Origin of the sequence: Escherichia sp. WS33, from assembly GCF_046486385.1 — a bacterium.
In the GTDB taxonomy this organism is placed as follows: Bacteria; Pseudomonadota; Gammaproteobacteria; order Enterobacterales; family Enterobacteriaceae; genus ECMA0423.
The window spans coordinates 26462-38392 of the sequence record NZ_JBJQLJ010000001.1; the positions used below are offsets into that span (position 1 = coordinate 26462).

Consider the following 11931-nt stretch of genomic DNA (forward strand, 5'->3'; position numbering starts at 1 on the left):
GAGTTTTCCATGGATTTGCAACGCGTCCATTAAGGATAAGGAGAGCAGCAATGTCGAAAGTCTGCATAATTGCCTGGGTTTACGGGCGAGTTCAGGGCGTAGGATTTCGCTACACCACACAGTATGAAGCGAAAAGACTGGGTTTAACCGGGTACGCCAAAAATCTTGACGATGGCAGCGTGGAAGTGGTTGCCTGCGGTGAAGAAGGGCAGGTGGAAAAATTAATGCAGTGGTTAAAGAGTGGCGGCCCGCGTTCTGCGCGTGTGGAACGGGTGCTTAGCGAGCCGCATCATCCCTCGGGGGAATTAGCCGATTTTCGTATCCGTTAAATACATTTTACCGGTTTTGGCAGGCCAGCAATTTTGGTGGCTTGCTTAGCCGGACCTTTCGGAAACAGTCGATATAAATAGCGGCTGTTACCTTTTTCTTCGCCAAATTTATTCGCCATCGCTTTTACCAGCATACGAATCGCCGGAGAAGTATTGAATTCCAGATAGAAATCACGCACAAAACGCACCACTTCCCAGTGTTCTGGCGACAGCGAAATCCCTTCGTTCTCTGCAATCACCACAGCCAGCGGCTCACTCCACTGGCTGCTTTCTTTGAGATAGCCTTCGGTATCCGTTTCTATCTCTTTACCTTCGAAGATCAGCATAATTATTACTACCTTAATCAGACTGGCGGCAGTGTAACAAAAAACAAAGCCCCGCATAAAGCGAGGCTATGAAAGTGTTAGCGGGTGAGATTAATCGCGGCTAGCGAAGCCCAGAATGCTCAGCAGGCTGACGAAGATGTTGTACAGCGAAACATACAGGCTAACCGTGGCACGAATATAGTTCGTCTCACCGCCATGAATGATGTTGCTGGTTTCAAACAAGATAGCGCCAGAGGAGATCAGAATGAAGACCGCGCTGATCGCCAGATGCAGAGCAGGCAGTTGCAGGAAGATATTAGCAACCATACCAATCAGCACCACCACAATACCCGCCATCAGCATACCGCCGAGGAACGACATATCTTTGCGGGTGGTCAGCACATATGCAGAGCAGCAGAAGAACACTAACGCCGTTCCGCCCAGTGCCATAGCGATTACGTCACCCATTCCGGCAGACAGATAGGTGTTCAGAATAGGTCCGAGGATATAACCCAGAAAACCGGTAAAGGCGAATGCGGAGATAATCCCGGTCGGCTTATTCGCCGTTTTATAGGTCAGGAACATCAAACCATACATACCCACCAGCGTCAGAATCAGACCCGGAGATGGCAGCATCAGCACCGTACTGGCAGTTGCGGTAATCGCCGAAAAGGCCAGCGTCAGGCTCAGCAGAAAATAGGTATTACGCAGCACCTTATGGGTGCTAAGCAGTGATGTACGGTCATGTGAAGAACTAACAATACGATCCATTGAGTCACTCTCTATGACAGATGTAATTAATTAAGCAGCATAATGATAATGCGTAAGGGCACCCAGAAGTTTTACCCATCTTTACGCATTTGATCTGGAACAGGTTTAACAGCGGATTATCAGGTCATTAAGCAAATATAACGCCCTGAGAATTTCGACAGGCAAAAGAAAAAGGGGTTAGCATTTAGCTAACCCCTTATCTTATTTGGCGGAAGCGCAGAGATTCGAACTCTGGAACCCTTTCGGGTCGCCGGTTTTCAAGACCGGTGCCTTCAACCGCTCGGCCACACTTCCGGAATGACGCGCACTATAAACATCCCGATGCGGCGTGTAAACCCCTAATTTGTTTGTTTGCCTGAAAAACAGCCAAAAGTGCATTGATAGCGTGAAATAACAGCAGATTGATCATTTCATCACCATGAATTCCTTCTCTTTTACTCGTTTAGCAACCGGCTAAACATCCCCACCGCCCGGCCAAAAGAAAAATAGGTCCATTTTTATCGCTAAAAGATAAATCCACACAGTTTGTATTGTTTTGTGCAAAAGTTTCACTACGCTTTATTAACAATACTTTCTGGCGACGTGTGCCAGTGCAGAAGGATGAGCTTTCGTTTTCAGCATCTCACGTGAAGCGATGGTTTGCCTTGCTACAGGGACGTCGCTTGCCGACCATAAGCGCCCGGTGTCCTGCCGGTGTCGCAAGGAGAAGAGACGTGCGATATGAATAACGAGGAAACATTTTACCAGGCCATGCGGCGTCAGGGCGTTACCCGGCGCAGCTTTCTCAAATATTGTAGTCTGGCTGCCACGTCGCTGGGATTAGGCGCGGGAATGGCACCAAAGATTGCCTGGGCGCTGGAGAACAAACCCCGCATTCCGGTGGTATGGATCCACGGTCTGGAATGCACCTGCTGTACCGAATCTTTTATCCGCTCCGCTCACCCACTGGCGAAGGACGTCATCCTTTCCCTGATTTCCCTCGATTATGACGATACTTTGATGGCTGCCGCCGGAACCCAGGCGGAAGAAGTCTTCGAAGACATCATCACGCAATACAATGGCAAATATATCCTCGCAGTAGAAGGTAATCCGCCGCTGGGCGAGCAGGGGATGTTCTGTATCAGCAGCGGTCGACCGTTTATTGAGAAACTCAAACGTGCCGCTGCCGGAGCCAGCGCGATTATCGCCTGGGGAACCTGCGCGTCCTGGGGCTGCGTGCAGGCCGCGCGGCCCAATCCGACGCAGGCAACGCCTATCGACAAAGTCATCACCGACAAACCCATTATCAAAGTACCTGGCTGCCCGCCGATCCCGGATGTGATGAGCGCCATCATTACTTACATGGTGACCTTTGATCGCTTGCCAGATGTCGACAGAATGGGCCGTCCGCTGATGTTCTATGGTCAGCGAATCCACGATAAATGCTATCGCCGCGCCCACTTCGACGCCGGAGAGTTCGTCCAGAGTTGGGATGATGACGCTGCCCGCAAAGGTTACTGCCTGTACAAAATGGGCTGCAAAGGGCCTACCACCTATAACGCCTGTTCCTCCACACGCTGGAATGATGGCGTTTCTTTCCCAATCCAGTCTGGTCACGGCTGCCTGGGCTGTGCGGAAAATGGTTTCTGGGATCGCGGTTCGTTCTACAGCCGCGTGGTCGATATTCCGCAAATGGGTACTCATTCCACCGCCGATACCGTCGGTTTAACCGCGCTTGGCGTGGTGGCAGCGGCTGTTGGTGTGCACGCAGTCGCCAGCGCCGTTGACCAGCGCAGACGTCATAACCAGCAACCTACAGAAACCGAACATCAGCCAGGCAATGAGGATAAACAGGCATGAGCACTCAGTACGAAACTCAGGGATACACCATCAATAATGCCGGACGCCGCCTGGTGGTCGACCCGATTACGCGCATCGAAGGCCACATGCGCTGCGAAGTGAATATTAACGATCAGAATGTGATCACCAATGCCGTCTCCTGCGGCACCATGTTTCGCGGGCTGGAGATCATTCTGCAAGGGCGCGACCCGCGCGATGCGTGGGCGTTCGTTGAACGTATCTGCGGCGTCTGTACTGGCGTACACGCCCTGGCTTCGGTTTACGCCATCGAAGATGCTATCGGTATTAAAGTGCCGGACAACGCCAATATCATCCGCAACATTATGCTGGCAACGCTCTGGTGCCACGATCATCTGGTGCACTTCTATCAGCTTGCCGGGATGGACTGGATCGATGTGTTAGATGCGCTGAAAGCCGACCCGCGGAAAACCTCCGAACTGGCGCAAAGTCTCTCCTCTTGGCCGAAATCATCCCCTGGCTATTTCTTCGACGTACAAAACCGCCTGAAAAAATTTGTTGAAGGCGGGCAGTTGGGGATCTTCCGCAATGGCTACTGGGGGCACCCGCAGTACAAACTGCCGCCAGAAGCTAACCTGATGGGCTTTGCCCACTATCTCGAAGCTCTCGATTTCCAGCGTGAAATTGTGAAAATCCACGCGGTCTTTGGCGGTAAAAACCCGCATCCAAACTGGATTGTCGGCGGGATGCCTTGCGCCATTAACATTGACGAAAGCGGCGCGGTCGGGGCGGTCAATATGGAACGCCTGAACCTGGTGCAGTCGATTATCACCCGCACGGCAGACTTCATTAACAACGTGATGATCCCCGACGCCTTAGCCATCGGTCAGTTCAACAAACCGTGGAGCGAAATCGGCACGGGTCTTTCTGATAAATGTGTCCTCAGCTACGGCGCATTCCCGGATATTGCCAACGACTTTGGTGAGAAAAGTCTGCTGATGCCTGGCGGCGCGGTGATTAACGGCGACTTCAACAATGTGCTGCCAGTGGATTTGGTTGATCCGCAGCAGGTGCAGGAGTTTGTCGATCACGCCTGGTATCGTTATCCCAACGATCAGGTCGGGCGTCATCCATTCGATGGCATTACCGACCCGTGGTACAACCCCGGCGATGTCAAAGGCAGCGATACCAACATTCAGCAGCTGAATGAACAGGAACGCTACTCGTGGATCAAAGCGCCACGCTGGCGCGGTAACGCGATGGAAGTGGGGCCGCTGGCACGCACGTTAATCGCTTATCACAAAGGCGATGCTGCGACCGTTGAGTCGGTCGATCGCATGATGTCGGCGTTGAACCTGCCGCTTTCCGGTATCCAGTCAACGTTAGGCCGCATTTTGTGCCGCGCGCACGAAGCGCAGTGGGCCGCAGGTAAGTTGCAGTATTTCTTCGACAAGCTGATGACCAACCTGAAAAACGGCAATCTCGCCACTGCTTCCACGGAAAAATGGGAACCTGCAACCTGGCCGACAGAGTGCCGTGGTGTCGGTTTTACCGAAGCGCCGCGCGGGGCGTTAGGCCACTGGGCCGCCATTCGCGATGGCAAGATTGATCTCTACCAGTGCGTGGTGCCGACCACCTGGAACGCCAGCCCGCGCGATCCCAAAGGGCAGATTGGCGCTTATGAAGCGGCGCTGATGAACACCAAAATGGCGATCCCCGAGCAACCGCTGGAGATCCTGCGTACTCTGCACAGCTTTGACCCGTGCCTCGCCTGTTCAACACACGTGCTGGGCGACGACGGTAGCGAGCTGATCTCCGTGCAGGTGCGTTAACAGCGAAGGAGAATCATCATGCAACAGAAAAGCGACAACGTTGTCAGCCACTATGTCTTTGAAGCGCCAGTCCGCATCTGGCACTGGTTGACGGTGTTATGCATGGCGGTGTTGATGGTCACCGGATACTTTATCGGCAAGCCGCTACCTTCCGTCAGCGGTGAGGCGACGTATCTGTTCTATATGGGCTACATCAGGTTAATTCACTTCAGCGCCGGGATGGTTTTTACCGTGGTTTTGCTGATGCGGATCTACTGGGCTTTTGTTGGCAATCGATACTCCCGCGAGCTGTTTATCGTGCCGGTATGGCGTAAAAGCTGGTGGCAGGGCGTGTGGTATGAAATCCGCTGGTATCTGTTTCTGGCAAAACGTCCGAGTGCCGATATAGGCCATAATCCCATCGCCCAGGCGGCGATGTTCGGCTATTTCCTGATGTCGGTCTTTATGATCATCACTGGTTTTGCGCTGTACAGCGAACACAGCCAGTACGCTATTTTTGCGCCGTTCCGTTATGTGGTGGAATTTTTCTACTGGACGGGTGGCAACTCAATGGACATTCACAGCTGGCATCGGCTGGGGATGTGGCTGATTGGCGCGTTTGTGATCGGTCATGTCTACATGGCACTGCGTGAAGACATCATGTCCGACGACACGGTGATCTCCACCATGGTCAACGGCTACCGTAGCCACAAATTTGGCAAAATAAGTAACAAGGAGCGTTCATGAGCGAGCAACGCGTGGTGGTCATGGGGCTGGGCAACCTGCTGTGGGCCGATGAAGGCTTCGGCGTGCGGGTGGCGGAACGGCTGTATGCCCATTACCACTGGCCCGAGTATGTGGAGATTGTCGATGGCGGTACTCAGGGACTGAACTTGCTGGGGTATGTCGAAAGCGCCAGCCATCTGTTGATTCTCGATGCCATTGACTACGGGCTGGAACCTGGAACGCTGCGAACCTATGCCGGAGAACGCATTCCGGCTTATCTCAGCGCGAAGAAAATGAGCCTGCATCAGAACAGTTTCTCCGAAGTGTTGGCGCTGGCGGATATCCGCGGACATCTGCCAGCACATATTGCCCTCGTCGGTCTGCAACCCGCAATGCTCGACGACTACGGCGGTAGCCTGAGCGAACTGGCACGGGAGCAACTGCCCGCTGCGGAACAGGCGGCGCTGGCGCAGCTGGCTGCGTGGGGAATTGTGCCGCAACCGGCTAATGAATCGCGCTGTCTCAATTATGACTGTCTGTCGATGGAAAATTACGAAGGCGTTCGCTTGCGCCAGTACCGGATGACACAGGAGGAGCAGGGATGAGCAACGACACGCCATTTGATGCGTTGTGGCAACGAATGCTGGCGCGCGGCTGGACGCCAGTCAGTGAATCCCGTCTTGACGACTGGCTTACGCAAGCGCCAGACGGCGTGGTGTTATTAAGCAGTGACCCGAAACGCACGCCAGAGGTCAGCGATAATCCGGTAATGATTGGCGAATTACTGCGCGAGTTTCCCGACTATACATGGCAGGTGGCGATTGCTGACCTTGAGCAGAGCGAAGCCATCGGCGATCGCTTTGGCGTCTTTCGCTTTCCTGCCACTTTAGTGTTTACCGGCGGAAACTATCGCGGCGTGCTGAATGGTATTCACCCGTGGGCGGAACTGATAAACCTGATGCGCGGGCTTGTCGAATCGCAGCAGGAGCGTGCCTCATGAGCGAAACTTTTTTCCATCTGCTGGGGCCAGGAACGCAACCGAACGATGACAGTTTCAGCATGAATCCACTGCCGATCACCTGTCAGGTGAATGATGAACCGAGTATGGCGGCCCTGGAGCAATGTGCTCACAGCCCGCAGGTGATTGCGCTGTTAAACGAGTTACAACATCAACTAAGCGAACGCCAACCGCCGTTGGGCGAGGTGCTGGCAGTCGATCTGTTAAATCTCAACGCCGACGATCGTCACTTTATCAATACGCTTCTCGGGGAAGGGGAAGTGTCAGTGCGCATTCAGCAGGCTGACGACAGTGAAAGTGAAATACAGGAGGCGATCTTCTGCGGATTATGGCGGGTGCGCAGACGTCGCGGCGAAAAGTTGCTGGAGGACAAACTGGAGGCTGGCTGCGCGCCGCTGGCGTTGTGGCAGGCGGCAACGCAAAATCTCTTGCCGACAGATTCGCTGTTACCGCCGCCCATTGATGGCCTGATGAATGGCCTACCGTTGGCGCATGAGTTACTGGCACATGTACGTAACCCCGACGCGCAGCCGCACAGCATTAATCTGACGCAATTACCCATCAGCGAGGCTGATCGGCTTTTTCTCTCACGTCTCTGTGGGCCGGGAAATATTCAGATTCGTACCATTGGCTATGGCGAGAGCTATATCAACGCCACGGGGTTACGCCATGTCTGGCATTTACGCTGTACGGACACCTTAAAAGGCCCGTTACTGGAAAGTTATGAAATCTGCCCAATACCGGAAGTGGTGCTGGCAGCGCCAGAAGATTTGGTCGACTCTGCGCAGCGGCTTAGCGAGGTATGTCAGTGGCTGGCGGAAGCTGCACCGACGTAAAAAGACGGTAAGTATCGCTTTCAGTCTTATGAATATCGCAATCGGCGAATACCTCTGGTCGTAGAGTTTCAGGATAAAGAGGGAGATCTACCATTATCGGGTTATTTTTCTCTCTTCGCCTACAGGAGTGCGCATGTGGGATGTCATTGATTTATCGCGCTGGCAGTTTGCTCTGACCGCGCTGTATCACTTTTTATTTGTACCCCTTACCCTGGGGCTGATTTTTTTGCTGGCTATCATGGAAACCATTTACGTGGTCACCGGCAAAACAATCTACCGCGATATGACGCGCTTCTGGGGTAAGCTCTTCGGTATCAATTTTGCTCTTGGCGTGGCTACCGGCCTGACCATGGAGTTTCAGTTTGGTACTAACTGGTCATTCTATTCCAACTATGTGGGCGATATTTTTGGCGCACCACTGGCGATGGAAGCATTAATGGCCTTCTTCCTCGAATCCACCTTTGTCGGGCTGTTCTTCTTCGGCTGGCAGCGGCTGAATAAATACCAGCACCTGCTGGTGACGTGGCTGGTGGCGTTCGGTTCAAATCTCTCTGCATTGTGGATATTGAATGCCAACGGTTGGATGCAATACCCGACCGGTGCGCATTTTGATATCGACACCCTGCGTATGGAGATGACCAGCTTCAGCGAGCTGGTCTTTAACCCGGTCAGCCAGGTGAAATTTGTGCACACCGTAATGGCGGGCTACGTGACCGGGGCCATGTTTATTATGGCGATCAGCGCCTGGTATTTACTGCGCGGACGGGAGCGCGATGTCGCATTACGTTCGTTTGCCATCGGTTCCGTCTTCGGTACTCTGGCGATTATCGGTACCCTGCAACTCGGAGACAGTTCTGCGTATGAAGTCGCGCAAGTACAACCGGTAAAACTGGCGGCGATGGAAGGGGAGTGGCAAACGGAACCTGCACCTGCACCGTTCCATGTGGTTGCCTGGCCGGAACAGGATCAAGAGCGTAACGCCTTTGCCATCAAAATTCCCGCGCTGCTAGGGATCCTCGCCACTCACTCATTAGATAAACCCGTGCCGGGTCTGAAGAATTTGATGGCTGAAACCTACCCACGCTTGCAACGCGGACGTATGGCCTGGCTGTTAATGCAGGAAATATCGCAAGGCAATCGTGAGCCGCATGTGTTGCAGGCATTCCGGGAACTGGAAGGTGACCTGGGCTACGGCATGTTGCTCTCCCGCTATGCGCCGGATATGAATCATGTCACAGCCGCACAGTACCAGGCGGCGATGCGTGGCGCGATACCTCAGGTTGCGCCGGTATTCTGGAGTTTCCGCATCATGGTGGGCTGTGGTTCCCTGCTGCTACTGGTGATGCTGATTGCGCTTGTCCAGACGCTGCGTGGCAAAATCGACCAGCATCGCTGGGTGCTGAAAATGGCGCTCTGGAGTTTGCCGTTGCCGTGGATTGCGATTGAAGCCGGGTGGTTTATGACCGAGTTTGGTCGTCAGCCGTGGGCGATACAGGACATCTTACCGACATACTCCGCGCACTCCGCTTTAACCACAGGACAACTGGCTTTCTCACTGATCATGATCGTAGGGCTTTACACCCTGTTCTTAATCGCCGAAGTCTACCTGATGCAGAAATATGCCCGTCTGGGGCCGAGCGCGATGCAGAGTGAACAACCGACGCAGCAACAGGGGTAAAGGAGAAAATCATGTTTGATTATGAAACATTGCGCTTCATCTGGTGGCTGCTGATTGGCGTGATCCTGGTGGTCTTTATGATCTCCGACGGATTTGACATGGGGATCGGCTGTCTGCTGCCGCTGGTGGCGCGTAATGATGATGAACGCCGGATAGTGATAAACAGCGTTGGTGCACACTGGGAAGGCAACCAGGTCTGGTTGATCCTCGCTGGTGGGGCATTATTTGCCGCCTGGCCCAGAGTGTATGCAGCGGCGTTTTCCGGCTTTTATGTGGCGATGATCCTGGTGCTGTGCTCACTGTTCTTCCGCCCGCTGGCCTTTGATTATCGCGGAAAAATCGCCGATGCACGCTGGCGTAAAATGTGGGACGCCGGTCTGGTCATCGGCAGTCTGGTGCCGCCGGTAGTCTTCGGTATCGCCTTCGGCAACTTGTTGCTCGGCGTGCCGTTTGCCTTCACACCGCAATTACGCGTGGAGTATCTTGGCAGCTTCTGGCAACTGCTGACGCCATTCCCTTTATTGTGCGGATTGCTCAGCCTTGGGATGGTGATTTTGCAAGGTGGCGTCTGGTTACAACTGAAAACTGTTGGTGTGATTCATCTGCGTTCACAGCTGGCCACCAAACGCGCTGCACTGTTGGTGATGCTGTGCTTTTTGCTGGCGGGTTACTGGCTGTGGGTCGGTATTGATGGCTTTGTACTGCTCGCCCAGGATGCTAACGGTCCTTCCAATCCGTTAATGAAACTGGTGGCAGTGCTACCTGGTGCCTGGATGAATAATTTCGTCGAATCGCCCGTTTTGTGGATCTTCCCGCTGCTGGGGTTCTTCTGCCCATTGCTGACGGTGATGGCGATTTATCGTGGTCGCCCGGGTTGGGGATTTTTAATGGCGTCATTGATGCAATTTGGCGTGATTTTCACGGCAGGCATCACGCTGTTCCCCTTTGTCATGCCGTCAAGCGTGAGTCCAATCTCCAGCCTGACGTTGTGGGACAGCACTTCCAGTCAGCTGACGCTGAGCATTATGTTGGTAATCGTGCTGATATTTTTGCCCATTGTGTTGCTCTACACTCTCTGGAGCTACTACAAAATGTGGGGACGCATGACAACAGAAACTCTCCGCCGTAACGAAAACGAGTTGTACTAAGGAGCAGGAACAATGTGGTATTTACTTTGGTTCGTCGGCATTTTGTTGATGTGTTCGCTCTCCACCCTTGTGTTGGTATGGCTGGACCCGCGTCTGAAAAGTTAACGAACGTAGGCCTGATGCGGCGCATTAGCATCGCATCAGGCAATCAATAATGTCAGATATGAAAAGCGGAAACATATCGATGAAAGCGATCTTAATCCCATTTTTATCTCTTCTGATTCCGTTAACCCCGCAATCTGCATTCGCTCAGAGTGAGCCGGAGCTGAAGCTGGAAAGTGTGGTGATTGTCAGTCGTCATGGTGTGCGTGCTCCAACCAAGGCCACGCAACTGATGCAGGATGTCACCCCAGACGCATGGCCAACCTGGCCGGTAAAACTGGGTTGGCTGACACCGCGCGGTGGTGAGCTAATCGCCTATCTCGGACATTACCAACGCCAGCGTCTGGTAGCCGACGGATTGCTGGCGAAAAAGGGCTGCCCGCAGTCTGGTCAGGTCGCGATTATTGCTGATGTCGACGAGCGTACCCGTAAAACAGGCGAAGCCTTCGCCGCCGGGCTGGCACCTGACTGTGCAATAACCGTACATACCCAGGCAGATACGTCCAGTCCCGATCCGTTATTTAATCCTCTAAAAACTGGCGTTTGCCAACTGGATAACGCGAACGTGACTGACGCGATCCTCAGCAGGGCAGGAGGGTCAATTGCTGACTTTACCGGGCATCGGCAAACGGCGTTTCGCGAACTGGAACGGGTGCTTAATTTTCCGCAATCAAACTTGTGCCTTAAACGTGAGAAACAGGACGAAAGCTGTTCATTAACGCAGGCATTACCATCGGAACTCAAGGTGAGCGCCGACAATGTCTCATTAACCGGTGCGGTAAGCCTCGCATCAATGCTGACGGAGATATTTCTCCTGCAACAAGCACAGGGAATGCCGGAGCCGGGGTGGGGAAGGATCACCGATTCACACCAGTGGAACACCTTGCTAAGTTTGCATAACGCGCAATTTTATTTGCTACAACGCACGCCAGAGGTTGCCCGCAGCCGCGCCACCCCGTTATTGGATTTGATCATGGCAGCGTTGACGCCCCATCCACCGCAAAAACAGGCGTATGGTGTGACATTACCCACTTCAGTGCTGTTTATCGCCGGACACGATACTAATCTGGCAAATCTCGGCGGCGCACTGGAGCTCAACTGGACGCTTCCCGGTCAGCCGGATAACACGCCGCCAGGTGGTGAACTGGTGTTTGAACGCTGGCGTCGGCTAAGCGATAACAGCCAGTGGATTCAGGTTTCGCTGGTCTTCCAGACTTTACAGCAGATGCGTGATAAAACGCCGCTGTCATTAAATACGCCGCCCGGAGAGGTGAAACTGACCCTGGCAGGATGTGAAGAGCGAAATGCGCAGGGCATGTGTTCGTTGGCAGGTTTTACGCAAATCGTGAATGAAGCACGCATACCGGCGTGCAGTTTGTAATGCATAAAAAAGAGCATTCAGTTACCTGA

13 protein-coding genes and 1 tRNA gene are annotated in these 11931 nt (G+C 53.4%); 11 read left to right on the forward strand and 3 right to left on the reverse strand.

Annotated features, from left to right (window positions below; translation table 11 throughout):
* Window positions 1-50 precede the first annotated feature (50 nt).
* The gene (yccX, locus tag ACJHXA_RS00135; protein WP_000048250.1) at window positions 51-329 is read left to right on the forward strand and encodes an acylphosphatase; all 279 of its coding nucleotides are present in this window, start codon (window positions 51-53) and stop codon (window positions 327-329) included.
* On the opposite strand, the gene tusE is transcribed toward yccX, so the two are convergent.
* The 3 genes from tusE to ACJHXA_RS00150 all read right to left on the reverse strand — a co-directional run bounded on the left by tusE (window position 326) and on the right by ACJHXA_RS00150 (window position 1699).
* Complete coding sequence (gene tusE / locus ACJHXA_RS00140) at window positions 326-655, reverse strand: sulfurtransferase TusE (RefSeq protein ID WP_000904442.1); 330 nt, start codon at window positions 653-655, stop codon at window positions 326-328. The genes yccX and tusE overlap by 4 nt on opposite strands.
* 90 nt (window positions 656-745) lie before the next feature.
* Window positions 746-1405, reverse strand: coding sequence for an FtsH protease modulator YccA (gene yccA / locus ACJHXA_RS00145; RefSeq protein WP_000375136.1), 660 nt, complete (start codon window positions 1403-1405; stop codon window positions 746-748).
* 206 nt (window positions 1406-1611) lie between these two features.
* Window positions 1612-1699: transfer RNA gene (locus ACJHXA_RS00150), tRNA-Ser, on the reverse strand.
* Between the two features lie 426 nt (window positions 1700-2125).
* Between ACJHXA_RS00150 and hyaA the strand changes: the two genes are divergently transcribed.
* The 10 genes from hyaA (at window position 2126) to appA (ending at window position 11902) form a co-directional block, all read left to right on the forward strand.
* Complete coding sequence (hyaA, locus tag ACJHXA_RS00155) at window positions 2126-3244, forward strand: hydrogenase 1 small subunit (RefSeq protein WP_001058323.1); 1119 nt, start codon at window positions 2126-2128, stop codon at window positions 3242-3244.
* Window positions 3241-5034 carry a Ni/Fe-hydrogenase large subunit gene (gene hyaB, locus ACJHXA_RS00160; protein ID WP_000107384.1) on the forward strand — a complete coding sequence of 598 codons (1794 nt, stop codon included), beginning with the start codon at window positions 3241-3243 and terminating at the stop codon, window positions 5032-5034. The genes hyaA and hyaB overlap by 4 nt, the downstream gene beginning before the upstream one ends.
* 18 nt (window positions 5035-5052) lie before the next feature.
* Window positions 5053-5760, forward strand: a complete 708-nt coding sequence (gene hyaC, locus ACJHXA_RS00165; protein ID WP_001186424.1) for a Ni/Fe-hydrogenase b-type cytochrome subunit — start codon at window positions 5053-5055, stop codon at window positions 5758-5760.
* Window positions 5757-6344, forward strand: a complete 588-nt coding sequence (gene hyaD, locus ACJHXA_RS00170; protein ID WP_000003671.1) for a hydrogenase 1 maturation protease — start codon at window positions 5757-5759, stop codon at window positions 6342-6344. The genes hyaC and hyaD overlap by 4 nt, the downstream gene beginning before the upstream one ends.
* The gene (hyaE, locus tag ACJHXA_RS00175; RefSeq protein WP_000063980.1) at window positions 6341-6739 is read left to right on the forward strand and encodes a hydrogenase-1 operon protein HyaE; all 399 of its coding nucleotides are present in this window, start codon (window positions 6341-6343) and stop codon (window positions 6737-6739) included. Before hyaD ends, hyaE begins: the two co-directional genes overlap by 4 nt.
* Window positions 6736-7593, forward strand: a complete 858-nt coding sequence (locus ACJHXA_RS00180; RefSeq protein ID WP_000004899.1) for a hydrogenase expression/formation protein — start codon at window positions 6736-6738, stop codon at window positions 7591-7593. The genes hyaE and ACJHXA_RS00180 overlap by 4 nt, the downstream gene beginning before the upstream one ends.
* Window positions 7594-7726: 133 nt before the next feature.
* A complete protein-coding gene (gene appC / locus ACJHXA_RS00185) occupies window positions 7727-9271 on the forward strand; it encodes a cytochrome bd-II oxidase subunit 1 (RefSeq protein ID WP_000263563.1) in 1545 nt (514 codons plus the stop codon).
* A gap of 11 nt (window positions 9272-9282) precedes the next feature.
* Window positions 9283-10419 carry a cytochrome d ubiquinol oxidase subunit II gene (gene appB / locus ACJHXA_RS00190; protein WP_000460803.1) on the forward strand — a complete coding sequence of 379 codons (1137 nt, stop codon included), beginning with the start codon at window positions 9283-9285 and terminating at the stop codon, window positions 10417-10419.
* A 12-nt stretch (window positions 10420-10431) separates the two neighbouring features.
* Window positions 10432-10524, forward strand: a complete 93-nt coding sequence (cbdX, locus tag ACJHXA_RS00195) for a cytochrome bd-II oxidase subunit CbdX (RefSeq protein ID WP_000270305.1) — start codon at window positions 10432-10434, stop codon at window positions 10522-10524.
* 79 nt (window positions 10525-10603) lie between these two features.
* Window positions 10604-11902 carry a bifunctional acid phosphatase/4-phytase gene (gene appA / locus ACJHXA_RS00200; protein ID WP_001297112.1) on the forward strand — a complete coding sequence of 433 codons (1299 nt, stop codon included), beginning with the start codon at window positions 10604-10606 and terminating at the stop codon, window positions 11900-11902.
* The last annotated feature ends 29 nt before the right edge of the window (window positions 11903-11931 follow it).

What these genes read in the sequence shown, in the direction of transcription:
- tusE (WP_000904442.1), bottom strand. Translation starts at nt 655, where the DNA reads ATGCTGATCTTCGAAGGTAAAGAGATAGAAACGGATACCGAAGGCTAT.
- yccA (WP_000375136.1), bottom strand. Translation starts at nt 1,405, where the DNA reads ATGGATCGTATTGTTAGTTCTTCACATGACCGTACATCACTGCTTAGC.
- appC (WP_000263563.1), top strand. Translation starts at nt 7,727, where the DNA reads ATGTGGGATGTCATTGATTTATCGCGCTGGCAGTTTGCTCTGACCGCG.
- yccX (WP_000048250.1), top strand. Translation starts at nt 51, where the DNA reads ATGTCGAAAGTCTGCATAATTGCCTGGGTTTACGGGCGAGTTCAGGGC.
- appB (WP_000460803.1), top strand. Translation starts at nt 9,283, where the DNA reads ATGTTTGATTATGAAACATTGCGCTTCATCTGGTGGCTGCTGATTGGC.
- cbdX (WP_000270305.1), top strand. Translation starts at nt 10,432, where the DNA reads ATGTGGTATTTACTTTGGTTCGTCGGCATTTTGTTGATGTGTTCGCTC.
- appA (WP_001297112.1), top strand. Translation starts at nt 10,604, where the DNA reads ATGAAAGCGATCTTAATCCCATTTTTATCTCTTCTGATTCCGTTAACC.
- hyaC (WP_001186424.1), top strand. Translation starts at nt 5,053, where the DNA reads ATGCAACAGAAAAGCGACAACGTTGTCAGCCACTATGTCTTTGAAGCG.
- hyaD (WP_000003671.1), top strand. Translation starts at nt 5,757, where the DNA reads ATGAGCGAGCAACGCGTGGTGGTCATGGGGCTGGGCAACCTGCTGTGG.
- hyaA (WP_001058323.1), top strand. Translation starts at nt 2,126, where the DNA reads ATGAATAACGAGGAAACATTTTACCAGGCCATGCGGCGTCAGGGCGTT.
- ACJHXA_RS00180 (WP_000004899.1), top strand. Translation starts at nt 6,736, where the DNA reads ATGAGCGAAACTTTTTTCCATCTGCTGGGGCCAGGAACGCAACCGAAC.
- hyaB (WP_000107384.1), top strand. Translation starts at nt 3,241, where the DNA reads ATGAGCACTCAGTACGAAACTCAGGGATACACCATCAATAATGCCGGA.
- hyaE (WP_000063980.1), top strand. Translation starts at nt 6,341, where the DNA reads ATGAGCAACGACACGCCATTTGATGCGTTGTGGCAACGAATGCTGGCG.